Genomic DNA, 23,809 nt, shown 5'->3' on the forward strand with positions numbered 1-23,809 from the left:
GTTACGGCACTGTTATAACCAGCGGCTAAGGGGGTCGCAGCGGCGGTCGACTGCCCGCCGGCGCTGTTGTGCAACAGACGCGCGCCGCCAGTCCAGCGTCGGCCGTTTTATATCGCGATAAAACGGATCTTTTGCGTAATTTATTCCGAATTGATAAAAGATATTCCCGCTGCATAGAAAAGCCTGCAACAAAAAATAAAAATAATTATCATCACAACGAAACATTGCCCTCTGAAATAACTTATAGCTTTGAGTTATACGATGAATCTCGTAGTCAAATATCTATAACTTATACCTGACACACCGCACCCACGCCCCAGCCTGAGCCGCAATCCCACTGCATGTCGTCATGCAGGAATAATGGTGTAACAAAACGTAAATTATCCATCTTGAGAGTTTTCTTAATCGCATTCAGCGAGTATTCTTAAATTGTCGGCAAGTGGAAAAATTACCCGACTCATACGGAATGTGTAAAGTTTTATTATTCTGCAACAGTGCAGCGCGTCACTCTTTTATCCTGTTGTTTGCTCCAGGAACCGTTGACGCGCACCAGTAACCCCTTCCCGGTTAATAAGGATATTTTTATGGCAGTTCCAGGAATGGCACAAAAGCTAAACACCCAGATGAACCTTGAGTTCCACGCCTCTAACGTTTACCTGAACTTAAGCGAGTGGTGTGCCCGGCATCGCTTCGACGGCGCCGCGACATTTCTGCGCAACCGCGCGCAATGCAGCATCACCCTCACCATGCGCGTATTTGACTATCTGAAAAAAGCCGGCAGCTGGCCGATAGTCAATCCCGACCGCGCCTGTAATCCCGAATGTACCTCGCTGGAAGATCTCTTTACCCAAACCCTGGTCGATTACCGCCAGCGGAGCAGTATGCTGAGCGGTCTCGCCGAGGAAGCCAAAGCGCAGAGCGATGACAACACCTGGCGTTTTCTGACCCGCCTGGCGGAAGAGCAGCAGCAGGATGGGCTGCTGCTGCAAAGCGTGCTCGAGGAAATTCGCAATGCCGACAAAGCCGGGATAGGTATGGAACAGACCGATCGCCGTCTGATGACCCTCGTCGGAGCGTCACAGAACCCCCACTAATCAGACGCGCCGGGCCTTTCTCGCCCGGTCAGGGGGAGCGCGTTCGCGCTGCCCCGCCCTGTTTATTAATCCGTTCTTGCTATTCTCCCCTGCTATTTATTCCTCAAACGAATAAAAAAGTTTTAACTCGATCCCATTCCCTCGTCACCGTTACCCCTTAGGGGGGATTAGTGAGCGCGGTCACTTTTTGTTGAGTCATAAAGAAATATAAAAACACTGTTTCAAAAATATAAAACACGAGGTTTATTTTTTATGGCTAGATACACGGCTTCAGCCTCTGAAGGGCTGCAGGGAAGACCGATCTTGTTACGCCATCAGTTAGCCTACGGCGGCGGTAACCTGTTAGGGAGTGGCGCACTGGCGATAAGCGGAGCATGGCTACTCTATTTTTATACGACCTTTTGCGGCCTGACGCTGATCGAGGCCTCATTTATCTTCTCCGTCGCCAGCATCATCGACGCCATCAGCAACCCGCTGATGGGCTATCTGACGGATAATTTTGGCAAAACGCGGTTAGGCAAGCGCTTTGGACGTCGGCGCTTCTTTTTGCTGATCGGCATTCCTCTGATGCTGTTCTACCCGCTGCTATGGGTAGAGGGCCTGAGTTTCTGGTACTACCTGTGTACCTATGTGGTGTTTGAGATCATCTATACCTCCATCATGGTGCCCTATGAGACGCTGGCGACAGAGATGACCGATGATTTCTCGCTACGCTCAAAGCTCACCGGCTATAAAGCCATCTTCGGCAAGCTGGCCAACTTCCTCGCCGCGTTTATTCCCGGACAGTTCATTCTGCTGTACGGCAAAGATTCCGCCACCCCTTTCTTCCTCACCGGGCTGACCTATGGCGCGATCCTGATCGTCGCGATTACCTGCCTGTGGCTGTGCAGCTGGGAGCGCGAGCGTGCGGAAGCCGTGGATACCAGCGCGAAAAAGGGGCTGCTGAGCACCCTGCTGTCGCTGGCGAAAGACATGCGTTCCACCTTTTATCTGCGCGTGTTCCGCAAACATCTCGGTATGTACCTGTGCGGGTTTGGCGCGGAATGGCTGTTTGCCTCCATCTTTACCTATTTCGTGATATTCGTTCTGCAGCACGATCCGGCAATGGTGGCCGGGCTGAACAGCCTGAACTCGATTCTGCAGCTGATCTCCACCGCGCTGTTTATCGGCCTGTGTGTGAAAAAGGGCTTTAGCAAACCCTATATCCTCGCGCTGGGGATCGTGATTTTCGCAGTCCTGCTGTATACCTCGCTGTGGTTCTTCCATCTGCCGTCAGGCCTGGCGACAGTGCTGATGTTCGGTATTACCGTGCTGTTCGGCCTGGGGACCGGCGGGGTTTACTATATTCCCTGGACCGTTTACACCTTCCTCGCCGATGTCGACGAAATCTACACCGGACGCCGCCGGGAAGGCATCTATGCCGGCGCCATGACCTTCTCAGGGAAAATTCTGCGCTCGATTGTGGTGTTTTCGATGGGAGCCATCCTGAGCTTTTACGGTTTCCAGTCAAAAGCGCACAGCCAACCGGAAAGCGCCGTGACCGCCATCGCGGTGGTATTCTGCGTCGGTGTCGTCGCCTTAGCCCTGGCCGCCATCGTCTTCAGTAAGCAGATGAAACTGGACCGTAAAGCTCATCTGGTGGTTCTGCAGGAAGTCGCGCGGATTAAAGCAGGCGGTAAAATCAGTGATATTGCGCCGGAGGTGCGGGCAATCGTAGAGGATCTGGTTGGCCATCGCTACGAAGAGTGCTGGGGCAACAGCAAATTGTTTAAAACCGCTGAGCCTGCGCCAGTGCAGACCGTGGTTTCTCATTAAAGAAAAAGGCCCCGGCGGTAATCCGCGGGGCCGGTTACTAATGCGTTTCTTCCTGCGGGGTAAACTTCAGCTCAATCAGGGCAATCGCTTTTTGCACCGCGCGAAGCGTCACCGGGTCGGCAGAAGCCGGGTGGCTGGCGAAGTCGATGGCTTTCAGCTGACTGGTCATTTTTTCACGCACTTCCACCGGCGCGATGACGTCAATCACGTCGAGGATCTGCTTGATAACCAGCTGGCAGGCAACCACATCGGAAACCAGCTCGTCGTGTTCGGTAAGATGTTGAGACATTAATTACTCCTTTTTTCAGGAGCGTAATAGTACCCTAAATCGATAACGATAATAAAACCTGCCGCGGCAGGTTTTTTTCACCACCCGAGTGGCTGGCGGCGCCTCTGCTGCCGCTTTGCCGAGGATCCCCTTGATGGCAGCGACAACATGAACACCGCGATCTCTTCCGGTAACGAACGTGCTTTTTCAGCCCCGGCGCTGCTGGTGGCTGGCGCCTTTTTTATGGAGTTTCTCGACGGGACGGTGATCGCTACTGCCCTGCCCGACATGGCGAGAGATTTTGGCGTCACCGCCGTCGAGCTTAATATCGGCATCAGCGCCTATCTGATAACCCTCGCGGTGCTGATCCCGGCCAGCGGCTGGATCGCCGATCGCTTCGGCGCCCGGGCTATCTTCACCCTCGCCCTGGCCATTTTTACCCTTGCCTCGATCTTTTGCGGCCTCTCCAGCGAGGTGCATACCTTTGTCGCCATGCGTATCCTGCAAGGGATCGGCGGCGCGCTGATGGTCCCCGTCGGCCGTCTGGCGGTACTGCGCACCACGCCGAAACACCTGCTGATTAAGGCCATCGCCACCCTCACCTGGCCGGCGCTGGTGGCCCCCATTATCGGCCCGCCTTTGGGAGGGTTTATTACCCGCTACGCCAGCTGGCACTGGATCTTCTTTATCAATGTCCCGCTGGGCGTTGCGGCGATTATCCTGTCGCTGCGCATCATTCCTGATATCCGCGAAACGGCGCGGCGCGCCTTCGATATGACAGGATTTATCACGACCGCGGTGGCGATGGTTAGCCTGGTCACGGCGATGGAACGGCTCGGCGATCGTCAGCCGCAGTTCTGGCCGACGCTGGCCCTCGCCGCGCTGGGCTTCGGCTGTCTGTTATATTCCATTCGTCATTTCCGCCGGGCGGCGGCGCCTATGGTTCGTCTCGACGCCCTGCAGGTGCCGACGTTCCGGGTGACGATGTACGGCGGCTCGCTGTTCCGGGCCTCCATCAGCGCGGTCCCCTTTCTCCTGCCGCTGCTGTTTCAGGTGGGGTTCGGCATGGATCCCTTTCACTCCGGTCTGCTGGTGCTGGCGGTATTTGTCGGCAATTTAACCATTAAACCCGCCACCACGCCGCTGATCCGCTGGCTGGGCTTTCGTCGCCTGCTGTTGATCAACGGCGCGCTGAACGTCTGTTCGCTGCTGGCCTGCGCGCTGCTCACGCCACAAACCCCGGTCTGGGCGATCATGCTGATCCTTTATCTCGGCGGGGTGTTTCGCTCTGTCCAGTTCACGGGCGTGAGCACGCTGGCCTTTGCCGATGTCCCCGCCGCGCAGATGAGCGATGCCAATACCCTGTTCAGTACCGCGTCGCAGCTGGCGGTGGGGCTGGGGATCACGCTTGGGGCGATCGGCATTCGCCTGGGGGAACAGGTCGGCGACTGGCTGCACCTTTCCGCCGTGCCGGGGATCAGCTTTCGCCTGGCATTTGTGTTTATCGCGGTGATCTGTCTGGTGGGGATGATCGACAGCCTGCATCTGGCTAAAACGGCAGGCAGCAGCGTGTCGGCGAAGAAAACCTGAATGATGGAAGGGCCAGCGGCGCTGGCCCTGATAACGATTACCCGACGATCTGACGGACGAACGCTTCGATCGCTTTATCCTGGCAGTTTTCGAAGAAGCATTGCTGGAAGCGAGGGCCAGAGACCGCAGTTTTCACCAGCTCCGGATCGATGGCGCGCAGGGTGTCGAGATAATTTTCTTTGACTACCGCCGCTTTGACCTGGTTGAGGATCCCGGCATTACGCACCTGCGGTTCTTTGCGCTCCGGCGGGTAGCCTTCCCCGTTACGACCGGTAAAGGCTTTTTCAAAGATAAAGCGCACATTCAGCTCGGCGCCCCACCCGAAACCTTTGGCAAACGGCAGCGACAGCGCGTTACCGTTGTTGATCTGGGCAAACAGGAACGCGTCCGCCGGGTCGATACAGTAGCCGCAGACCACGCCAGGATGGATGTTCAGCGACATCAGCGCTCCCTGGCCGGTACCGCAGCCGGTGACCACGAAGTCAACCGCCTTCGAATTCAGCAGGATGCTGGCCATGATCCCGAGGTGAATATAGGTCAGATGATGATCGTTCTCATCGCTCATACCGACGTTAAAGACCGGAAATCCTTTTTCGTCGGCAACCGCGTTAAGCTCCTTGAGGATGATGGCGTTTTTGTTCGCCTGGCTGTTCTCCATCATCAGTGCAATCTTCATGGTTTACTCTCCTGAATGCTGTGCGGGCCTGCCCGCAGAATGTCATTGGCGTTGACTGCACTCTACTACCTGGAAAACAAACTTTCAAATTTTATGAAAAGTTGTTTTAAAAATTACGCAGCGCTTCACACTTTCACCGCCTCTGCCGCTCAGGTTACCGTGTCGCCCCTCATCAGGACCACTCCGCATGGCGCTCCCCACCAGGCAACCCGCAGAGGGCGTCGTTTCGCCTCCGCAAAAAACTAATAATAAATTAAAACCATTCTCATTTATTATTAAATTGCCAATGCGTGTTATTCCCATTAGCATTTTAATAAATCCTTTTTAAATTTACTTTTTGCAAATAATTAAATAACAAATTATAGTGGCAGCCGATAACATCTATTTTTTAATTCCAGGAGCGCGACGATGCTGAAAACGGAAATGATCGACAAACTGAATGAACAGATGAATCTTGAACTTTATTCTTCTCTTCTTTATCAGCAGATGAGCGCCTGGTGCAGTTACCATAGTTTTGAAGGGGCTGCGGCCTTCCTGCGCCGCCATGCCCAGGAAGAGATGACCCATATGCAGCGCCTGTTCGACTACCTGACCGACACCGGCAGCCTGCCGCGCATCAACGCCATCGCCTCCCCGTTTGCCGAGTATGCGTCACTGGATGAACTGTTCCGCCAGACCTATGAGCACGAGCAGCTGATCACGCAAAAAATTAATGAACTGGCGCACGCGGCTATGACCAGTCAGGATTACCCGACCTTTAATTTCCTGCAGTGGTATGTCGCCGAACAGCATGAAGAAGAGAAATTATTTAAATCGGTAATTGACAAACTGACCCTCGCCGGGAAAAGCGGTGAAGGTCTGTACTTTATCGACAAAGAGCTGGCCACTCTCGATACGCAGAATTAATTGCTCGCGCCGCGACGCTTCTCCGTCGCGGCATTTTTAATGCTGGCAAATCTTATTTTCTGCGGTGGTAAACCCTGTCGCTCTGGCAATAAATTTACCTTTTTGCTCTAAAAACGCCACCAGCTCCGCAGCGCTCAGATTTTCCGCCGAACAGGTGTGAAAGCGCGCCTCTGCGCCAAAGCGACGGTGTATGGCCGCCTCCAGCGAAGCTGCCGTCCAGCACTCCCCCGACGCCAGCATCATCTGCAGCACTTCATGACCATGTATAGAAGACATAACCCCTCCGGAAAAAAACGTCAGCTTAGGCCAGACCGGCGGCCCGCGCCTTGCGCCAGCGCAGGCTTTCGCCCTTTCGAATTCGTAAAGTTTTGATTACACTGCTTGTAACCCTGATTTGACGAAAGACGCAATATCCCCTACTCTGCGCGGCATAAATTATTGTGATTTGCTGTAGGGATAGCGAAAAGCGTGAAGAACCGCACTCTGGGCAGTATTTTAATCGTAGCCGGCACCACAATCGGTGCAGGAATGTTGGCAATGCCATTGGCCGCCGCAGGCGTCGGGTTTACCGTCACGCTGGGTTTACTTTTCACCCTGTGGGCATTGATGTGCTATACCGCCCTTTTGCTGCTGGAAGTCTACCAGCATGTCCCTGCCGATATGGGGCTCGGTTCTCTGGCGGCGCGCTATCTGGGCCGTTACGGACAGTGGATCACCGGGTTGTGCATGCTGTTTCTGTTATACGCCCTCACGGCGGCCTACATCAGTGGCGCCGGCGAATTACTCGCTTCCAGCCTCAACCAGTGGCTGGACTGGCAGCTGCCGCCGGCCGCAGGCGTACTGATCTTCACCCTGCTCGGCGGGGCGGTGGTGTGCATTGGCACCGCGCTGGTCGACCTGTTCAATCGCTTCCTGTTTAGCGCCAAAATCGTCTTCCTGGTGATTATGCTGGCCCTGCTGATGCCGCACATTCATCAGGTGAATCTCCTCACCCTGCCGGTTGAGCAAGGCCTGGCGCTGTCGGCCATTCCGGTGATCTTTACCTCCTTCGGCTTTCACGGCAGCGTGCCGAGCATCGTCAGCTATCTGGGGGGCGATATACGTAAACTGCGTCGGGTGTTTATTATCGGCAGTTTTATTCCGCTGGTGGCCTATATTTTCTGGCAGCTGGCGACGCTGGGCAGTATTGACGCCCCAGCCTTTACCGCCCTGCTGGCGCAACATGCCGGTCTGAACGGTCTGCTGGAGGCGATCCGCGAAGTGGTAGCGTCACCGCACGTGGAGCTGGCAGTACACCTGTTTGCCGACCTTGCGCTGGCAACCTCCTTCCTCGGCGTCTCGCTCGGGCTGTTTGATTATCTGGCCGATATGTTTCAGCGCAAAAACAACGTCAGCGGGCGTCTGCAGAGCGGGATGATCACCTTTTTGCCGCCGCTGGCGTTCGCCCTGTTCTATCCCCGCGGCTTCGTCATGGCCCTGGGCTACGCCGGGGTGGCGTTGGCCGTTCTGGCCCTGATGTTACCGGCCATGCTGGTCATGAAGAGTCGCCGACTGCATCCGCAGGCCGCCTGGCGGGTGGCCGGCGGCGCCCCGGCGCTGTGGCTGGTCCTGCTGTGCGGGATCGGCATCGTGGCGATCCAGTTCTGCATCGTCGCCGGGCTGTTACCGGCGGTGGGATAAAAGAAGGGGCCAGCCGGCCCCTTTTTCATTTCGCTAAGCAACACTGCTTATACTTTTTACCGCTGCCGCACGGACAGGGATCGTTACGTCCAACTTTCGCCTCATTTCTTACCGGCTGCGGGACCACCTCCGGCCGCGGATTCGCCATCCAGTACTGGTAAAGCGCCAGCGCCGCCGGGGTGATACGCTCGATACTGGCGATAAATTCATCCGCCGTCAGATTATCCAGCGCGGAAAACTGTTCTTCGCTACCGTGAAGCGCAATCGCCTCCAGCTCAGGCTGAAGTTCAGCGGGCAGCGTCGACCAGTCGCTCAGCGCCACGCCGCGCAGATAGCCAAAACACCACTCTTCAACGATGGTCAGTTCCTGACCTTCCGCTTCGCGGGTGCCGAACAGCGGTTCGAACTGATCGGGATAAGACTCGAGTCGTTCGGCGATATCGCTCATATGCTGCAGCGTCAGATTGACAAAGCGATCGCGCTCGCGGTCGTTGGCCCAGCGTGGCACATTATCTGCGCCACCCCAGATCGCCAACAGCCACTGGGCGGGTTCAATAGCGGTGGGCGCCGAGAGGATCGCCGTCAGCAGGCCATCCAGTTCAGAGACATCCAGAATAGCGCCTTCGGTGGCGTATTTCGCCAGCGTCTCGTCCAGCCATTCCAGTTCGTTTTCGTTTAAGGGTCCGGTATTCATTCACAGGCTCGCATGGTAAAAATCGGGCCTACAGTAGCCGAAATGCCGGCAGAAAGCCACCCGGCAGCGCCCATTGCGCCTGCGCCGACCCGACACAATCAGGCCAGCCCTTGTAGCGCCGCCGCCACGTCGCGACAGGCCTCCTCCCCTAACGGCAGCAAGGGGCGGGGAAGCGAGTCAGGGTCGCACAATCCCAGGATGGCCGCAGCGGCGGCGATCACCCGCAGGCTGCCGCCGTAGCGGTCAAAGCACCGCCAGAGGGGCGCCAGTTGCTTATTCAGCGCCGCCACCTGTTCCGCGTCGCCGTGACGGATGGCTTTTACCAGCGCCAGTGAGATCCGGGGAAAGAGTCCGCCGCAGACCGAGTACCAGACCTCACAGCCGGCCTGCAAGCCCGCTGTCGCCCGGACGTCACCGCTCACGCCAAGCGTGACGCCGCAAGGCAGATGACGACGCAGCGCCGCCACCCGTTCGCTGGCCTGTGGCGCGGGCAGACCGGGAATTTTAATCGAGGCGATGGCCGGTAAGGCGGCAATGCGCCCCTGCAGCTCATCCGTTAACGTCACGTGGGTGGTACGGGGATTGTCATACAGGCAGACCGGCACCGAGGCATGCCGGCAGACCTCCTCGTAAAAAGCATAGATCTCCTCCGCAAACAGCGGCTGATAGGACATCATCGGCAGGAGCAATGCATCCGCCCCGGCCTGCTGGGCATCCTCCACCAGCCGCAGCACCTCGCTGGTGGCGATGGCGCCGACGCCGACCATCATCGGGGTCGACCCGGCATGCGCCTTCGCCACCTGCACTACCCGCTTGCGCTGCTCACGACTGAGATAAGCGTAGCTGCCGGTTGAGCCTAAGATGCCCAGGGAGTCGACTCCCGCATCGGTAAGACGAGCAAGAATACGAATAAACGCTTTTTCATCGATATTTTGCTGATGCAGCGGCGTTAACGGAAATGCGCAAAGCCCTGTGAACATGATGCCTCCGGCAGGCTGGGAGAAGTGTCCGGACGATAGTAGCAGGGAGAGATCGTTTTGTCCTGGGACAAATGAGCGATTGCCGGTGACAATGAAGTGGTTCTCCACTACGTGGCGATCCTATTCGCGATATTGCCGCTGTCAGCCCAGACATCGATAGCCACCAGTTTCTGCCGAGGATATTCAACGACGCCGTTCCCTGCAGTCGCTATTTTTACTGCATTGCCAATCTTAAATCAATTTGCCATAAGACCGCATGATTGATGTTGTTATATATAAGCAGCAATTAAATAAGGTACCACTACGGCTTCAAATGGATAAAAAATGGCAGATGACAACCAGGAAAAATATCTAAAAATATGATTAATAAAGTCAACGTATAAAATATTACTGGGTCGACCTGCAGATCCTGACGGTCCTGAAAACTATTATCACGCAACTTCTGACAAGCCGCTTGCAGAATCAGCGCAACTTCTTAACGCATCGCTGATAAACAGTGACGAGTTCAAGGGATTAACAACATCCAGAATGGCATTCGAGAATATGTGTCTCCCGCCACATTGTGTATCAGGGACGGAGACTCAAGAGCGGTTGGCTGTAAAGCACATTGTGTCGCCAGGAAGTCATTGTTTAACATCGCGGACACTGAAAAAATTCAATCTGAAAACACCACACTGCCTTTTGACTGGATTTTTTCCTGCCCCGCGATGGTCATCGATTGCCTGAAGGACGATTTTCACCCATCGCGATCCCTCGAACCGTTTAGGCGTATTACGTCCGGGCAGTAAAGAGGTTCAGGAACATATTAAAAAGCGCGGATGGCAAGCTTTTTGTCATTTGCTGCAGAGAAGAGATCAATCTTGTAAAGGTGCCCCCGGCATTAGTCGCCGAACTTGCTCAGCATACGACGAACTTCTATCTGTTAGCTTTTTCACTGCGGAAACCCCCTCACCTTCAGCTGGAGAGCATCGCGTCCGGGGATAATTATTCGCTATATCGTTTTACTCCAGAGTCTGAAGAAAAATTTACCGGCAAATTCCCTTCGCTTACGGATGAGATGGTATTTATATCGACAGTACTTTCTTTCAACCTCGAACTATAGAGACGGTTTCAACGCCGGTCCGCTGTCTCGTCTTGTACCCACTCGCTTCCTCCCTGCTGGCCTGGGGGAGCGAGATCGTCCCGAACGCCTTATCCCCCACCCGTTAAGCCGATTATCCACCGCGACTCGGACCTGCTTCGCGACGGTAAGCCTTTACGCCAGAAGTCTGTGCCGGTCACAGACCTTGACTTCAAGCTTCTCCTTGCCCGGATTCAGAGCGGCACCCCGTATCTCCAGGCGCAGGCTTAGCCAGTGACAATAATTCGGGTGTAGCGCAAGATGGACAAGAGAAACAGGATGACATGTCGTGATGAAGAGGGATTTAAAAACAAAAAAACCACCCGTAGGTGGTTTCACGACACTGCTTATTGCTTTGATTATTCTGCTTTTATCCCAATGGTACCCGGAGTGGGACTTGAACCCACACAGCGCGAACGCCGAGGGATTTTAAATCCCTTGTGTCTACCGATTCCACCATCCGGGCTCGGGATATAAAGTGGAGGCGCGTTCCGGAGTCGAACCGGACTAGACGGATTTGCAATCCGCTACATAACCGCTTTGCTAACGCGCCTTTGATACTGAAGCACCCGCCTATGCCGATGCTATTAATTTGGAGCGGGAAACGAGACTCGAACTCGCGACCCCGACCTTGGCAAGGTCGTGCTCTACCAACTGAGCTATTCCCGCATCATCAAGTTATTTGCTAATCACTTGATTTTGTTATCGTCTGGAAGACTGTGCCGCCGTTCGATGCGTTGCATTCTACTTATCTCTCGCGGTGAGTCAACGGTATTTTTCGCAACTTTGCATCGTTTGCTGAAAATAACGGCGAAACGATCACTGATCAAGCAAATCGCCGCGCGCCGCGTTCAAATATTGCAGCATCGACCACAGCGTCAGCACCGCCGCCACGAGGAAAAGCGCGATCCCTGCCCATTCCACCCACGGATAAGGACGCCACAGCATCCACACCAGGGCGGTCATCTGCGCGGTGGTTTTTACTTTGCCAATCCACGAGACCGCCACGCTGCTGCGTTTTCCCAACTCCGCCATCCACTCGCGCAGCGCGGAGATAATAATTTCCCGGGCAATCATCGTCGCCGCCGGCAGCGTGACCCACCAGGTGTGATAGTGCTCAGCGACCAGCACCATGGCGATAGCCACCATGACTTTATCGGCCACCGGATCGAGGAAGGCGCCGAACCGGGTACTCTGGTTCCAGCGACGGGCGAGGAAACCATCAAACCAGTCGGTCACAGCGGCAACAAAGAAAATCAGCGCGCAGGCAAACGGCGCCCAGCTAAAGGGCAGATAAAACGCCAGCACAAAGAACGGGATCAGGATGACGCGGAACAGAGTAAGCAACGTAGGGATATTAAATTGCATAGTGACGGGTAACTATCTGTTGTAAGTAAAAATTAGCCCTATGTTGCTACAGAGCCCCTAATGTTTCAACGAGTAGAAGATCTTTTCTGCCAGAGCGTGAGAGATGCCCGGTACTTTGGCAATTTCTTCGACGCTGGCCTGCTGCAGCCCCTGCAGTCCACCCATGTACTTCAGCAGCATCTGGCGACGCTTCGGCCCCACCCCCTCGATAGTCTCAAGCGAACTGGTGTTCTTCACTTTCGCCCGTTTTTTGCGATGGCCGGAGATTGCATGATCATGCGATTCATCGCGGATATGCTGGATCACGTGCAGAGCCGGCGAATCCGGTGGCAGGCTAAACCCCTCGCCTTCCGGCTCAAAGAATAACGTTTCCAGGCCGGCTTTACGATCGCTACCTTTCGCCACCCCCAGCAGCAGCGGATGATGTTTATCCCAGGGGACGTCCAGCTCCGCAAATACCGCTTTCGCCTGCGCCAGCTGCCCCTTGCCGCCGTCTATCAGGATCACATCAGGAATCTTGTTGTCATCAATCGCTTTGCCATAGCGACGGCGCAGGACCTGATTCATCGCCGCATAGTCATCGCCCGGGGTGATGCCGGCGATATTGTATCGCCGGTACTCCGCGCGCAGCGGACCATTGCTGTCAAATACCACGCAGGAGGCGACGGTCTGTTCGCCCATGGTGTGGCTGATATCAAAGCACTCCATCCGCTTCACCGCCGGCAGCTCCAGCACGGAGGCCAGCGCCTGCAGACGCTGATGAATGGTCGATTGCTGAGACAATTTGGTGGTTAACGCCGTCGCGGCATTGGTGCGCGCCAGCTTAAGATAACGCGCCCGGTCGCCCCGCGGCCTGGTCTGCACATGGATTCGACGCCCCGCCAGTTCTGACAGCGACTCGGCCAGCAGCGTCTTATCTCCGAGGTTAAAGTCGAGCAAAATTTCCCCCGGCAGCGTGCGCATCTGGCTGCCCTGCAGATAGAACTGGCCGACAAAGGTCTCGACGACCTCGCCCAGCTCGGTACCGCCCGGCACTTTCGGGAAGTAGCTGCGGCTGCCCAGTACTTTACCCTGGCGGATAAACAGTACATGGACGCAAGCCATGCCGGCATCGAAGGCAACCCCGATCACGTCAAGATCGTCGCCGGTGTTAGAGACAAACTGTTTCTCCGTCACGCGGCGGACGGCCTGAATCTGGTCGCGAATGCGCGCCGCCTCTTCAAACTCAAGGTTCTGGCTCGCCTTCTCCATCCGCGCGATGAGCTGAGTCAGCACCTGGTCATCTTTGCCGGCAAGAAACAGCCGCACATACTCCACCTGCTGTGCATACTCGTCTTCACTGACCAGCCCCGCCACGCACGGCCCGAGGCAGCGGCCAATCTGATACTGTAGACAGGGACGGGAGCGATTGCGGTAGACGCTGTTTTCACATTGACGGATGGGAAAGATCTTCTGCAGCAGCGCCAGGGTCTCGCGCACGGCATAGCCGTTGGGAAAAGGACCAAAATACTCGCCCTTCGCATGTTTGGCGCCACGATGCATCGCCAGACGCGGATGGGTATCGCCGCTGAGGAAAATAAAAGGATACGACTTATCGTCGCGCAACAGCACGTTGTACCGCGGCTGGTACAGCTTGATATAGTTGTGCTCAAGCAGCAGCGCTTCCGTCTCGGTATGGGTGACGGTCACGTCGATTTGCGCGATCAGCGCCACCAGCGCTTCCGTTTTACGCGACGCGAGGTTGCTGCGGAAGTAGCTGCTGAGCCGCTTTTTCAAATCTTTGGCTTTGCCAACATAGATGACGGTTCCGCCAGCATCATACATCCGATACACACCGGGCTGGCTAGTTACCGTTTTCAGGAAAGCTTTTGCGTCAAAAACATCACTCACTGGCTTGCTAACGACTCCGCATTACACAGGCCATGGCGAATTGCCAGGTGGGTCAGCTCGACATCGCCATGAATGTTCAATTTGCTGAACATCCGATAGCGATAGCTGTTAACCGTTTTAGGACTCAGATTCAGCTGCTCTGAGATCTCATTCACCTTCTGACCTTTGGTGATCATCAGCATAATCTGCAATTCGCGTTCAGACAAACTGGCAAACGGCGATTCTGTTTTTTCCGGTTCAATCTGACTTAACGCCATTTGCTGAGCAATATCAGAGGCAATATAACGTTGCCCTGACGCGACGCAGCGAATCGCATTCACCACTTCCTGTGGCGCGGCGCCCTTACTGAGATAGCCTGCCGCCCCCGCCTGCATGACCTTGGCAGGTAAGGGATTCTCAGTATGCACGGTCAACATGATCACTTTCGTGCCCGCTACCGAGCGCGCAATTTTGCGCGTCGCTTCCAGACCCCCGATCCCGGGCATGTTCATGTCCATCAGGACGACATCGGCGGAATTAGCCCGGCACCACTTGACGGCGTCTTCGCCGCAGCAGGCTTCGCCAGCGACTTTAATCCCTTTTATATCTTCCAGAATGCGTCGTATCCCTGCGCGCACCAGTTCGTGGTCATCAACAAGAAGAACGTTGATCAAAGGAATAATCTCCAGAATGAGGGATAACGCTACTGATACTTTATCTCCCACATATTACCGGGTTTTATTGCTATTTTAAAAGGCAAAAAAATGCCCTCGCCTCGATTTGGCTCTCATTTATGGCAATGTCTGTGCACACTCAGTGGAAAGTCATTGCGAACAGTCGGTTGCACGAGTCTTATTTTTTAACAATCCCCATACAGAAGGCACAAAAAACACAACAGATTACGTAGCGCATAAATACGAGGCTAAATATGTAACAATTATTAACGTACTAAATAGATAGTGGCAATTATTGGCCTGACGATGGCTATTACGTCTTATCTGAAGCATAAAACCATTCACAGCTCAGATGAGAGAACAGAAATTAAGCACTCCTTTTTTTTCTGTCGCTTGTGGTATACTGCGCGGCCTTCACATTGAGTAGAGCGCAATAGCGCAGCGAGTAAACGAGGATATCGATGAGCACACCAGATTTTTCCACTGCAGAAAATAATCAGGAACTGGCGCAGGAAGTCTCCTGCCTGAAAGCGATGATGACGCTGATGCTGCAGGCGATGGGCCAGGCAGATGCGGGTCGCGTGATTATTAAAATGGAAAAGCAGATCGCGCAGATGGAAGATGAGGCTCAGGCCGCCGTATTCTCCAGCACCGTTAAGCAAATTAAACAAGCTTATCGGCAGTAATCCTGTACCGGCTGAAAGTATGACTGACAGCCGGTATCACGTCTGGCACGCAGAACGGCAGGCGCCTTCAGATTAACCCTGTCGCCACAGCGTAACAGGCAATTTGCGTTTTATTCGGCGCGTTAAATTTCCGTTGCATATTCTTCTGATGGAAATTGACCGTATTTTCCGAAATCGAGAGAATCATCGCCACCTCCGCAGAGGTCTTTCCTTCCGCGGTCCATTTGAGGATCTCCAGTTCGCGCCGGCTGAATTTCATCTCCGGCGGCATCACCATCTCATCTTCAAGACGCAAGAGCGTCAGCAGGCTCAGCTCCGTCAGCGTTCGCAAGCGCAGCTCCAGCTCATCTTCAGCATAAGCGTTCGGCAAACGGTTGTTCGCGGAGACGGAGAGAAAACCCTGAGCATGATTCGGCAACGTCAGGCACTGTGTCACCCCTTTTTGCAGACCATGGTCGCGCGCGCCGTCCCATAACGCCTGCGCATCGCGAAACAGCCCATCTTCCCACGGCAGATGGCCACGCATAAAATTCTCCGGGCGTAATACGGGATCTATGGCGAAATAATTCTCTGCCTGGTAATGAGACATCCATGCGCGGGGATAGGTCGACTGAAACGTGACGCGGGGGCGAGTGAAAGGCACCGGGTGACGCACACAAAGCGTATAGAAATCATATTCCAGCGTTTCTGTTTCTCGTTGCAGGAGATTATAAACCTCCTGAGCGGCGGCCATGGACTGAAATTGATGCAGCATATCCCGCCGCCAGCTGAAAAAATCATTGTCCCTCATAGCTGTGCAAATAACTCCTGATTGATAATCATTATTATAAATACAGAAAACTAACACATAAATCTTATTTATATGTATAAAATATCGTAGCTGTCGCATTTATTAGCCTGAAGACTTGCCTTTTCCCAGTTCGCTGCGCTGAAACTAAGGCCCCTCCCTTCATTTTCTACACCCTACAAGGGGGGATGGGAAGCGGTGTATACGGCCAGGGGAGTAAATAGCACAAAGACGTGACGATGGGGTGTTACCCCAGCGTGGAATTGGACTCATTGCGGCGGCTCACACGAAAGCGAGCCGCCGCGCCTGCGCCTGCTCTATTGCATCAGGAATTTTTCGAGGAACTGGCGGGTTCGCGGCTGCTGAGGCGAGGCGAACAGCGCTTTGGCCTCGCCTTGTTCAACGATGCGTCCCTGATCCATAAAAATCGCCCGATCGGCAACGTCGCGAGCGAAGCTCATTTCATGGGTCACGATAACCATGGTACGTTTCTCCTGCGCCAGCTGGCGGATGGTATTGAGCACCTCCCCTACCAGCTCGGGATCGAGAGCCGAGGTCGGTTCATCAAACAGGATCACGTCCGGACGCATGGCCAGCGCGCGGGCAATCGCGACCCGCTGCTGCTGCCCGCCAGAGAGGCGGCGCGGATAGCTGTTCTCTTTGCCGCTGAGGCCCACTTTCGCCAGCAGATCGCGCGCCCGCGCCATCGACTCCTGCTTGTCTTCACCTTTTACGATGACCGGCCCTTCAATGATGTTCTCCAGCACCGTCCGGTGGGGAAACAGGTTGAAGTTCTGGAAGACAAAGCCAACGTGCTGGCGCAGCCGACGGATAAGCCCTTTTTGCGGCCCGAGGCTGCGACCAGCGTCGATCGTCACATCGCCGACGCGGATAGTGCCGCTCTCCGGTTGCTCCAGCAGATTAATGCTGCGCAGCAGGGTGGTTTTACCCGAGCCGCTGGGGCCGATGATTGCCACCACTTCGCCTTCCTGCACCTCGAGGTCGATACCGTGGAGCACCGTCTGGCCATGGAATTTTTTCACCAGGCTTTTTACTTCAATCGCACTCATTTCGGATCACGCTCCTGGCGGTTCAGCTGGTTTTCAAAATAGTTCTGCAGCGAGGAGAGTACCGTCGCCATCACCCAGTAGATCAGAGAGGCGGCCAGATACATGGTGAAGACCTCCAGCGTACGCGAGGTGATAAGCTGCGCCTGACGGAACAGCTCCGGCACCTGGATCGTCGCCGCCAGCGAGGTATCTTTTACCAGGCTGATAAAACTGTTAGAGAGCGGCGGCAAAGCGACCCGCGCCGCCTGGGGTAAAATAGCCCGACGCATCGTCTGCCACGGGGTCATACCGATACTGGCCGCCGCTTCCCATTGCCCTTTGTCAATCGAGGCGATGGCCGCGCGCAGGGTTTCCGCCGCGTAGGCCGCCGTGTTCAGCGATAAGCCGATCATCGCCGCCGGGATCGGGTCAAGCTCAATGCCAAACTGCGGCAAACCGTAGTAGATCATAAACAGCTGAGCGATAAGCGGTGTCCCGCGAAAAATGGAGATATACATGCGCGCCAGCCATTTTACCGGCCAGAGGGTCGACATGCGCATCAGCGCCAGGATAAAGCCCAGCACCAGGCCGAAAAACATCCCGCCAATGCTCAGCTGCAGCGTAAAGACGGCGCCTTTCAGCAGAAAAGGCGCAGAATCGATGACCAGTTGAATACTTTCTTGCATGCTGTGGTTTCTGTATTAGAGGTGAGGATGATAGGCAAACAGCGCCGGCGCTCCGCCGGTATGGACGAACAAAATCGGCCCTTCATCCTTAAAGCGTTTCTGCGTAATGCCATCGATAAGTCCGGCCATCGCTTTGCCGGTATAAACCGGGTCGAGCAAAATACCTTCCAGTTGCGCCAGCAGCTTCACGGCGGCCATTCCTTCCTCATTTGGCGTCCCGTAGCCTGGGGCAAAGTAATCGTCCCACAGGATGATGTCGGCTTTCGCCTGCAGCTCAAGGCTGTTGGCCACGGCCTGCTGCAGCGCTACCACTTTCGGCAGCTGGTCGGCAACCGCGCGCGACACCGTCACCCCAATCAGTTCCGCCTGCGGCATCAGCTGTTCAAGGCCGACCGCCAGTCCGGCATGGGTGCCGGCGCTCCCGGAGGCGACCACCACCGACGAAATCTCCACCGCGTCTTCGCACTGCTGGGCGATTTCCAGCGCGCTTTCCACATAGCCTAGCGCCCCAAGGGCGTTTGAACCGCCGACCGGAATGACATACGGGCGGTACCCCTGCGCTTCGATACGGGTCGCCAGCTCGTCGAGCTGCGCAGCGGGATCGGTCAGGGCATCGCACATCTCAACCTGGGTATTAAACAGATCCAGCAGCAGGCGGTTGCCATTGCTCAGATAATTCTCCGCACGGGTGCCGATGGGATTTTCCAGCAGCGCCACGCAGTGCAGGCCCAGTTTGGCGGCGACCGCCGCCGTCTGGCGCACATGGTTAGACTGGATCGCGCCGGCGGTAATTAAAGTATCCGCCCCTTCGCGCAGCGCATCGGCGGCGAGAAACTCCAGCTTGCGCAGTTTGTTTCCCCCCATCGCCAGCGGCGTCGTATCATCACGTTTGATAAAAATTTCGCGCCCGAGGTGATCGGACAGACGCGGCAGATACTCCAGCGGCGTCGGCGCGCCGATCAATTCCAGACGCGGAAAGCGGGTTAAATTTTGCAGTGACATGGCCCCTCCTGACTCAGTTATGCTTCATTATGCACACAGTTACGCGCTAAATAAAAAAAGGCGCTTCCAGGAGCGCCTTTTTTCACCGCTGGCCTTTATTTTGTCACGTCAGCGCCAAACCATTTCTCTGACAGGGCCTTCAGGCTGCCATCTTTCTGCATATCCGCGATCGCGCCATCTACCGCTTTCAGCAGGTCATCGTTGCCTTTGCGCAGTGCAACGCCAGCTTCCTGACGGGAGAACGCTTCGCCGGTTACCGCCAGCGTGTTGTTAGTTTTCTTCACCAGATCCAGCGCCGCCAGACGGTCAACCAGAATGGCGTCAATACGGCCTACGCGCAGATCCTGGTATTTGGTCGGATCGTCATCATAGGTGCGGACATCCACGCCCTGGACGTTCTGACGCAGCCACTCTTCATAGTTAGTGCCCAGCCCGACGCCCACTTTCTTGCCTTTCAGATCCGCCGCGGTTTTAATCGCGCCTTCGTTGCCTTTCTTCACCAGCGCCTGCACACCGGAGATCGTGTACGGGGTGGAGAAATCGTATTTTTTCTTACGTTCATCAGAGATAGTGACCTGGTTAATCACCACGTCAATGCGCTTGGAATCCAGTGAGGCCAGCATACCGTCCCACTTGGTCGGTTTGAGGTCAGCCTTCACGCCCAGATGTTTCGCCAGCTCGTTGGCGAACTCCACTTCAAAGCCGGTCAGCTTACCGTCATCGCCCTGGAAGCTAAAAGGAGGATAGGTGCCTTCGAGGCCCACGCGCAGGGTGCCGCGCTCTTTAATCTGATTGAGCAGGTTTTCCGCCGCAAAAGTTTTCACGCTAACGCCAGCCATCAAAACAACGGCCATCGCGCCCATCAGCGCCTGACGACCCAGAAGTGCTAATTTCATAGATACCCCGAAGGTTAGGATTTTCCTGTAGTGTAAAGCGCTTAACGGCCCGACACCAACATCGTTACGCTACATCTTATGCAAATTTATTATATATGATCCGCTTTAGGGTATAGCGAAATTCAGGGCTTTCCTCACCCGTTTTGCGGGATATCTCCCATACTGCAAAGGTCAGCCTGTTGACGTCTGGAGCATGGAAGATGAAAAACCCCACCTTGTTGCAATGTTTTCACTGGTACTACCCCGCCGGCGGCGAACTGTGGCGTGAAGTCGAAGCGCTGGCCCCCAGTCTTAACGAAATCGGCATCAATATGGTCTGGTTGCCCCCCGCCTACAAAGGCGCCTCGGGCGGCTATTCCGTCGGCTATGACACCTACGATCTCTTCGACCTCGGCGAGTTTGATCAAAAGGGCTCTGTCGCCACCAAATATGGCGATAAGACCCAGCTGCTGGCGGCGATCAACGCCCTGAAGGAGCACGACATCGCCGTGCTGCTGGACGTGGTGGTGAACCATAAAATGGGCGCCGATGAAAAAGAGGCCCTGCGCGTGCAGCGCGTTGATGAGCAGGATCGCACGCAAATTGACGAGACGATCATCGAGTGCGAGGCATGGACTCGCTATACCTTCCCGGTGCGCGCCGGACAGTATTCGCAGTTTGTCTGGGACTACAAGTGCTTTAGCGGCATTGACCACATCGAGAATCCGACGGAAGACGGTGTATTTAAAATCGTCAACGACTACACCGGCGAAGGCTGGAATGAACAGGTCGATGACGAGCTTGGCAACTTCGACTACCTGATGGGCGCCAATATCGATTTTCGTAATCACGCCGTCACCGAAGAGATCAAATACTGGGCGCGCTGGGTGATGGAGCAAACCGGTTGCGACGGTTTTCGTCTTGACGCTGTGAAGCATATCCCCGCATGGTTTTACAAAGCGTGGATCGAGCATGTTCAGGAGGTAGCCCCGCAGCCGCTGTTTATTGTTGCGGAATACTGGTCCCATGAAGTGGAAAAGCTCCAGCAGTATATCGATCTGGTCGAGGGCAAGACGATGCTGTTTGACGCCCCGCTGCAGATGAAATTTCATGAAGCGTCCCGCCAGGGGCGCGATTACGACATGAGCCAGATTTTCAGCGGGACGCTGGTGGAAGCCGACCCCTTCCATGCCGTCACCCTGGTCACCAACCATGATACCCAGCCGCTGCAGGCGCTCGAGGCGCCTGTTGAGCCATGGTTTAAACCGCTGGCCTATGCGCTGATCCTGTTGCGTGAAAATGGCGTACCCTCGGTCTTCTATGCCGATCTCTTCGGCGCCTCCTATGAGGATACCGGCGGCGACGGACAAACCTACGCCATAGAAATGCCCGTTATCGAACAACTCCACGAGCTGATCGACGCCCGTCAGCGTTTTGCCCACGGCGTGCAGACTCTCTGGTTCGATCACCCCAACTGCATTGCCTTCAGCCGCAGCGGCACGGACGAGGATCCCGGCTGCGTGGTGGTGATGTCCAATGGTGATGAGGGAGAAAAGACCCTGACGCTGGGCGAGAATTATGGCAACAAACGCTGGCGGGATTTCCTGGGCAATCGGGAAGAGATTGTCGAAACCGACGGCGAAGGCTGCGCCACCTTTACCTGTAACGGAGGAAGCGTCAGCGTGTGGGTGCTGGAGGCGGTGCTGTAGTCATCTGACGCCGGACGGGCCAGCGGTGGCCCGCCGGAATCTTAGTGCGCGGTGGCCGGCGCGCTGACTGGAGCGGTGGCACGCGCTTTAGCCCACGCTTTCTCGCACTCCGGGGTGAGACGTTCAACGCGGGTCAACGTCATACGATCGTAGGAAAGGGTGTTGCCCTCGCGCTCGATCGGGTAGATATCCAGGGAAGCGGTCACGTTGTAGATATCGCTATCGCGGTTCATCAGTTTCCCCGGCTGGGCGATCACGCGCTGCCACTGGCGGCAGTCGAAGGTGTCCCCATCTTTGGTGACGATCAGGCTGGCGATGGCGTCCGGACTCATCATCTCATTCTGCGGCCCTTTCGTCTGCCAGTAGCCTTCCAGGCCTGCCGGCGCTGGGGCTTTAACAACGTCTTCGTAACGATCAACCTGCACGCATCCGGCCAGCGCCACCACCATGCCAGCAAAAACTAACTGTTTCATCATTCATCCCACAAGCTGATAAAAAAGTATTGTGGCATTAAAGCGTTAAGCCTTCCACCCCCGCTGCGGGCGGAGAAGCCGGATAAAACACGGCCAGGCATCGCGACCTTCATATGAAATAAGGAAATTCTGAAAGTAAAAGAATCTTTGGCGCCTAACCATAGCAGCCACGGGCACTTTTTGTTTTTAATTCGCTCACACTACCGGTTCTCGACTTTACTTTAAGAGTTTTCCTGGCAAATTATATGCAGAGATGCGGAATAGTTTAATGGAACTAATGGGTTCTTTCTTAAACCTACTATTATTACCGCCCGCAAGGACTGCTTCGCACAGCCAGTGCGAAGTGTATATCGTTACGTGTTGATTGAGGATGGGTCATGTCAACGATGATTATGGATTTGTGCAGTTATACCCGGTTGGGACTTACGGGATATCTGACCAGTCGGGGAATTAAAAAACAGGAAATCGTTGAGGTCAACTGCGCTGAGGATCTGCACAGGCACTGTGCGTCATGTTGCCCGGCGGTGGTGTTTCTGAATGAAGATTGCTTTGTGCATGATGATGAAAGTAATAACATTATTCGCCAGATCATCACGCAAAATCCGGCGACGCTGTTTGTGATTTTTATGTCGCTGGCGAACATCCATTTTGACCGCTATCTGCGGGTACGTAAGAATCTGCTAATCAGTTCAAAATCGATCACCCCAAAAGACCTTGATGTCATTCTGGTTAATTATCTTAAATACAAGAACACGAGCCTGGGGCAGTTGAATTTACCGACGTTGTCGCTAAGCAAAACAGAATCAAATATGCTGCAAATGTGGATGGCCGGGCATGGTACTTCGCAAATTTCAACGCAAATGAACATCAAAGCGAAAACGGTATCATCGCACAAAGGTAATATTAAAAAGAAAATACAGACGCATAATAAGCAGGTGATTTACCACATCGTTCGGCTGACCGAAAACATTACCAGTGGTATTCAGGTGAATCTACGCTGAAACAAACTGGCGGTGGTCCCGCCAGTTCGGTTTTACGAGATTTCTTTTTCCACGAAGATCCCATCCGGGTGCCCTATTTCATTGAAAAACCAGATCCCCAGGGGATAGTCTTCCAGCGAAACCAGATACATCGTCCCTTCGCTAAACGACTCAATTGCCAGCACTACGCCCGATCGACGTGGGCCACCGTCGGTCTTCACCGTGACACGATCGTTCACCTGCATAATCCATCTCCTCTCTATTTTCAGCCAGTGTAGAACAAAACCACGCCGCTCGCAGCGTCGCGGCCGGTGACTGGCGTTTTTTTAGACCGACTATACTTAAAAAGGCTTGAGCGACGCTCAGCGAGGGGGGTAATGATGAAGAACCGATTGACAGACCAGACCGGGAACGACGTTGATGTGAACGTTGATGCTCTACTGGCGGCGATTAATGAGATCAGCGAAAGCGAAGTCCACCGCATCCTCGATGACCCTCAGCGCGCCAGTATCGATGGCCGCGGGGCGCATACCTGGCGCGAACTGGCGGAGGCATTTGAACTCGATATTCATGATTTCAGCGCCAGTGAAGCCAACCGCTAGTGATGGGCGAAAAAAATCCCGACTCGCAGGAGTCGGGATCAAACTTGCTAATGCAAGAAGCACTTGAAAATTCGTTACACCGGGAAATCCGATGCGTTGAAACATTATCCTCAATTATTTTGCATGACAAGAGATATTCATGACGCAAAATATTGAGAAAGTCGGCGCTTCGCAGCAGAAAGGGCTGCAAGGCTGATGCGAGAAGGCTTAGCCGCAAACCGGTTTC

General features: G+C 54.8%; 24 protein-coding genes, 3 tRNA genes and 2 pseudogenes. 10 read left to right on the forward strand and 19 right to left on the reverse strand.

The genetic code is table 11. From position 1 onward, the window contains the following. Positions 1 to 584 precede the first annotated feature (584 nt). Positions 585 to 1,094 (forward strand): non-heme ferritin-like protein, encoded by a 510-nt coding sequence (locus KHQ24_RS17440; protein WP_032425947.1) that lies wholly within the window; start codon positions 585 to 587, stop codon positions 1,092 to 1,094. A 160-nt stretch (positions 1,095 to 1,254) separates the two neighbouring features. Here KHQ24_RS17440 and KHQ24_RS24570 read toward each other — a convergent pair. Then, a pseudogene (locus tag KHQ24_RS24570) lies at positions 1,255 to 1,332 on the reverse strand (succinate dehydrogenase); the annotation flags it as partial. Between the two features lie 65 nt (positions 1,333 to 1,397). Here KHQ24_RS24570 and KHQ24_RS17450 point away from each other — a divergent pair. Then, on the forward strand, positions 1,398 to 2,909 hold the full coding sequence (locus tag KHQ24_RS17450) for an MFS transporter (protein WP_004203444.1): 1,512 nt from the start codon (positions 1,398 to 1,400) through the stop codon (positions 2,907 to 2,909). A 37-nt stretch (positions 2,910 to 2,946) separates the two neighbouring features. Here the strand turns inward: KHQ24_RS17450 and KHQ24_RS17455 are convergent, their stop codons facing one another. Next, positions 2,947 to 3,198, reverse strand: coding sequence for a DUF2766 family protein (locus KHQ24_RS17455; RefSeq protein ID WP_004203448.1), 252 nt, complete (start codon positions 3,196 to 3,198; stop codon positions 2,947 to 2,949). A 147-nt stretch (positions 3,199 to 3,345) separates the two neighbouring features. Here KHQ24_RS17455 and KHQ24_RS17460 point away from each other — a divergent pair, with 147 nt between their 5' ends. Continuing rightward, positions 3,346 to 4,767 carry an MFS transporter gene (locus KHQ24_RS17460; RefSeq protein WP_049092171.1) on the forward strand — a complete coding sequence of 474 codons (1,422 nt, stop codon included), beginning with the start codon at positions 3,346 to 3,348 and terminating at the stop codon, positions 4,765 to 4,767. A gap of 37 nt (positions 4,768 to 4,804) precedes the next feature. Here the strand turns inward: KHQ24_RS17460 and KHQ24_RS17465 are convergent, their stop codons facing one another. Further along, positions 4,805 to 5,443 (reverse strand): RpiB/LacA/LacB family sugar-phosphate isomerase, encoded by a 639-nt coding sequence (locus KHQ24_RS17465; RefSeq protein ID WP_004203450.1) that lies wholly within the window; start codon positions 5,441 to 5,443, stop codon positions 4,805 to 4,807. A 187-nt stretch (positions 5,444 to 5,630) separates the two neighbouring features. Here KHQ24_RS17465 and KHQ24_RS24430 point away from each other — a divergent pair. Beyond that, positions 5,631 to 5,794 (forward strand): annotated as a pseudogene (locus KHQ24_RS24430) (hypothetical protein). A 57-nt stretch (positions 5,795 to 5,851) separates the two neighbouring features. Further along, complete coding sequence (gene ftnA, locus KHQ24_RS17470; RefSeq protein WP_004203451.1) at positions 5,852 to 6,349, forward strand: non-heme ferritin; 498 nt, start codon at positions 5,852 to 5,854, stop codon at positions 6,347 to 6,349. 36 nt (positions 6,350 to 6,385) lie between these two features. Here ftnA and KHQ24_RS17475 read toward each other — a convergent pair whose 3' ends face one another. Next, positions 6,386 to 6,625, reverse strand: coding sequence for a YecH family metal-binding protein (locus KHQ24_RS17475; protein ID WP_004203452.1), 240 nt, complete (start codon positions 6,623 to 6,625; stop codon positions 6,386 to 6,388). A gap of 192 nt (positions 6,626 to 6,817) precedes the next feature. Between KHQ24_RS17475 and tyrP the strand changes: the two genes are divergently transcribed. Next, entirely contained in the window at positions 6,818 to 8,029 is a 1,212-nt protein-coding gene (gene tyrP / locus KHQ24_RS17480; RefSeq protein WP_004203453.1) for a tyrosine transporter TyrP, read from the forward strand. A gap of 25 nt (positions 8,030 to 8,054) precedes the next feature. On the opposite strand, the gene KHQ24_RS17485 is transcribed toward tyrP, so the two are convergent. From KHQ24_RS17485 to uvrY, 8 genes are all read right to left on the reverse strand, one after another. Further along, positions 8,055 to 8,723: a YecA family protein gene (locus KHQ24_RS17485; RefSeq protein WP_057216089.1), complete on the reverse strand. Its 669-nt coding sequence runs from the start codon at positions 8,721 to 8,723 to the stop codon at positions 8,055 to 8,057. Positions 8,724 to 8,821: 98 nt separating this feature from the next. Beyond that, positions 8,822 to 9,703 (reverse strand): dihydrodipicolinate synthase family protein, encoded by an 882-nt coding sequence (locus KHQ24_RS17490; RefSeq protein ID WP_049093053.1) that lies wholly within the window; start codon positions 9,701 to 9,703, stop codon positions 8,822 to 8,824. Between the two features lie 1,499 nt (positions 9,704 to 11,202). Beyond that, positions 11,203 to 11,289: transfer RNA gene (locus KHQ24_RS17500), tRNA-Leu, on the reverse strand. Positions 11,290 to 11,302: 13 nt separating this feature from the next. Continuing rightward, positions 11,303 to 11,376: transfer RNA gene (locus tag KHQ24_RS17505), tRNA-Cys, on the reverse strand. Positions 11,377 to 11,416: 40 nt separating this feature from the next. Beyond that, a tRNA-Gly gene (locus tag KHQ24_RS17510) sits at positions 11,417 to 11,492 on the reverse strand. Positions 11,493 to 11,642: 150 nt separating this feature from the next. After that, a complete protein-coding gene (gene pgsA / locus KHQ24_RS17515; protein WP_004141115.1) occupies positions 11,643 to 12,191 on the reverse strand; it encodes a CDP-diacylglycerol--glycerol-3-phosphate 3-phosphatidyltransferase in 549 nt (182 codons plus the stop codon). A gap of 57 nt (positions 12,192 to 12,248) precedes the next feature. After that, positions 12,249 to 14,081 (reverse strand): excinuclease ABC subunit UvrC, encoded by a 1,833-nt coding sequence (gene uvrC / locus KHQ24_RS17520; RefSeq protein ID WP_004203456.1) that lies wholly within the window; start codon positions 14,079 to 14,081, stop codon positions 12,249 to 12,251. Continuing rightward, positions 14,078 to 14,734 (reverse strand): UvrY/SirA/GacA family response regulator transcription factor, encoded by a 657-nt coding sequence (uvrY, locus tag KHQ24_RS17525; RefSeq protein ID WP_002911539.1) that lies wholly within the window; start codon positions 14,732 to 14,734, stop codon positions 14,078 to 14,080. Before uvrY ends, uvrC begins: the two co-directional genes overlap by 4 nt. 461 nt (positions 14,735 to 15,195) lie before the next feature. Between uvrY and KHQ24_RS17530 the strand changes: the two genes are divergently transcribed. Continuing rightward, positions 15,196 to 15,420, forward strand: coding sequence for a DUF2594 family protein (locus tag KHQ24_RS17530; RefSeq protein ID WP_004203457.1), 225 nt, complete (start codon positions 15,196 to 15,198; stop codon positions 15,418 to 15,420). Positions 15,421 to 15,487: 67 nt separating this feature from the next. On the opposite strand, the gene sdiA is transcribed toward KHQ24_RS17530, so the two are convergent. From sdiA to tcyJ, 5 genes are all read right to left on the reverse strand, one after another. Beyond that, positions 15,488 to 16,210 carry a transcriptional regulator SdiA gene (sdiA, locus tag KHQ24_RS17535; protein ID WP_004203458.1) on the reverse strand — a complete coding sequence of 241 codons (723 nt, stop codon included), beginning with the start codon at positions 16,208 to 16,210 and terminating at the stop codon, positions 15,488 to 15,490. Between the two features lie 314 nt (positions 16,211 to 16,524). Next, positions 16,525 to 17,277 (reverse strand): L-cystine ABC transporter ATP-binding protein TcyN, encoded by a 753-nt coding sequence (tcyN, locus tag KHQ24_RS17540; RefSeq protein ID WP_004203465.1) that lies wholly within the window; start codon positions 17,275 to 17,277, stop codon positions 16,525 to 16,527. Continuing rightward, positions 17,274 to 17,942 carry a cystine ABC transporter permease gene (tcyL, locus tag KHQ24_RS17545; RefSeq protein ID WP_004203466.1) on the reverse strand — a complete coding sequence of 223 codons (669 nt, stop codon included), beginning with the start codon at positions 17,940 to 17,942 and terminating at the stop codon, positions 17,274 to 17,276. Before tcyL ends, tcyN begins: the two co-directional genes overlap by 4 nt. A 15-nt stretch (positions 17,943 to 17,957) precedes the next feature. Continuing rightward, positions 17,958 to 18,944, reverse strand: a complete 987-nt coding sequence (gene dcyD / locus KHQ24_RS17550; RefSeq protein ID WP_004203467.1) for a D-cysteine desulfhydrase — start codon at positions 18,942 to 18,944, stop codon at positions 17,958 to 17,960. A 95-nt stretch (positions 18,945 to 19,039) separates the two neighbouring features. After that, a complete protein-coding gene (gene tcyJ / locus KHQ24_RS17555; RefSeq protein WP_004203468.1) occupies positions 19,040 to 19,840 on the reverse strand; it encodes a cystine ABC transporter substrate-binding protein in 801 nt (266 codons plus the stop codon). 200 nt (positions 19,841 to 20,040) lie between these two features. On the opposite strand from tcyJ, the gene amyA reads away from it, so the two are divergent. Next, positions 20,041 to 21,528 (forward strand): alpha-amylase, encoded by a 1,488-nt coding sequence (gene amyA, locus KHQ24_RS17560; protein WP_004203469.1) that lies wholly within the window; start codon positions 20,041 to 20,043, stop codon positions 21,526 to 21,528. 41 nt (positions 21,529 to 21,569) lie between these two features. On the opposite strand, the gene yedD is transcribed toward amyA, so the two are convergent. Continuing rightward, positions 21,570 to 22,004, reverse strand: a complete 435-nt coding sequence (gene yedD, locus KHQ24_RS17565) for a lipoprotein YedD (RefSeq protein ID WP_211777374.1) — start codon at positions 22,002 to 22,004, stop codon at positions 21,570 to 21,572. 374 nt (positions 22,005 to 22,378) lie between these two features. Between yedD and rcsA the strand changes: the two genes are divergently transcribed. Continuing rightward, a complete protein-coding gene (rcsA, locus tag KHQ24_RS17570; protein ID WP_004203475.1) occupies positions 22,379 to 23,002 on the forward strand; it encodes a transcriptional regulator RcsA in 624 nt (207 codons plus the stop codon). 32 nt (positions 23,003 to 23,034) lie between these two features. Here the strand turns inward: rcsA and dsrB are convergent, their stop codons facing one another. Then, a complete protein-coding gene (dsrB, locus tag KHQ24_RS17575; RefSeq protein WP_004203477.1) occupies positions 23,035 to 23,226 on the reverse strand; it encodes a protein DsrB in 192 nt (63 codons plus the stop codon). A gap of 135 nt (positions 23,227 to 23,361) precedes the next feature. Between dsrB and yodD the strand changes: the two genes are divergently transcribed. After that, entirely contained in the window at positions 23,362 to 23,583 is a 222-nt protein-coding gene (gene yodD, locus KHQ24_RS17580; RefSeq protein ID WP_004203478.1) for a YodD family peroxide/acid resistance protein, read from the forward strand. Positions 23,584 to 23,809 lie beyond the last annotated feature (226 nt).

It is taken from the genome of Klebsiella sp. 54 (genome assembly GCF_018223875.1).
Taxonomy (GTDB): Bacteria; Pseudomonadota; Gammaproteobacteria; order Enterobacterales; family Enterobacteriaceae; genus Klebsiella; species Klebsiella quasipneumoniae.

Coding starts and splice junctions, on each gene's coding strand:
- KHQ24_RS17440 (WP_032425947.1), top strand. CDS start 585: ATGGCAGTTCCAGGAATGGCACAAAAGCTAAACACCCAGATGAACCTT.
- KHQ24_RS17455 (WP_004203448.1), bottom strand. CDS start 3,198: ATGTCTCAACATCTTACCGAACACGACGAGCTGGTTTCCGATGTGGTT.
- KHQ24_RS17460 (WP_049092171.1), top strand. CDS start 3,346: ATGAACACCGCGATCTCTTCCGGTAACGAACGTGCTTTTTCAGCCCCG.
- KHQ24_RS17465 (WP_004203450.1), bottom strand. CDS start 5,443: ATGAAGATTGCACTGATGATGGAGAACAGCCAGGCGAACAAAAACGCC.
- ftnA (WP_004203451.1), top strand. CDS start 5,852: ATGCTGAAAACGGAAATGATCGACAAACTGAATGAACAGATGAATCTT.
- KHQ24_RS17475 (WP_004203452.1), bottom strand. CDS start 6,625: ATGTCTTCTATACATGGTCATGAAGTGCTGCAGATGATGCTGGCGTCG.
- KHQ24_RS17485 (WP_057216089.1), bottom strand. CDS start 8,723: ATGAATACCGGACCCTTAAACGAAAACGAACTGGAATGGCTGGACGAG.
- KHQ24_RS17490 (WP_049093053.1), bottom strand. CDS start 9,703: ATGTTCACAGGGCTTTGCGCATTTCCGTTAACGCCGCTGCATCAGCAA.
- pgsA (WP_004141115.1), bottom strand. CDS start 12,191: ATGCAATTTAATATCCCTACGTTGCTTACTCTGTTCCGCGTCATCCTG.
- KHQ24_RS17530 (WP_004203457.1), top strand. CDS start 15,196: ATGAGCACACCAGATTTTTCCACTGCAGAAAATAATCAGGAACTGGCG.
- sdiA (WP_004203458.1), bottom strand. CDS start 16,210: ATGAGGGACAATGATTTTTTCAGCTGGCGGCGGGATATGCTGCATCAA.
- tcyN (WP_004203465.1), bottom strand. CDS start 17,277: ATGAGTGCGATTGAAGTAAAAAGCCTGGTGAAAAAATTCCATGGCCAG.
- tcyL (WP_004203466.1), bottom strand. CDS start 17,942: ATGCAAGAAAGTATTCAACTGGTCATCGATTCTGCGCCTTTTCTGCTG.
- dcyD (WP_004203467.1), bottom strand. CDS start 18,944: ATGTCACTGCAAAATTTAACCCGCTTTCCGCGTCTGGAATTGATCGGC.
- tcyJ (WP_004203468.1), bottom strand. CDS start 19,840: ATGAAATTAGCACTTCTGGGTCGTCAGGCGCTGATGGGCGCGATGGCC.
- amyA (WP_004203469.1), top strand. CDS start 20,041: ATGAAAAACCCCACCTTGTTGCAATGTTTTCACTGGTACTACCCCGCC.
- yedD (WP_211777374.1), bottom strand. CDS start 22,004: ATGATGAAACAGTTAGTTTTTGCTGGCATGGTGGTGGCGCTGGCCGGA.
- rcsA (WP_004203475.1), top strand. CDS start 22,379: ATGTCAACGATGATTATGGATTTGTGCAGTTATACCCGGTTGGGACTT.
- dsrB (WP_004203477.1), bottom strand. CDS start 23,226: ATGCAGGTGAACGATCGTGTCACGGTGAAGACCGACGGTGGCCCACGT.
- yodD (WP_004203478.1), top strand. CDS start 23,362: ATGAAGAACCGATTGACAGACCAGACCGGGAACGACGTTGATGTGAAC.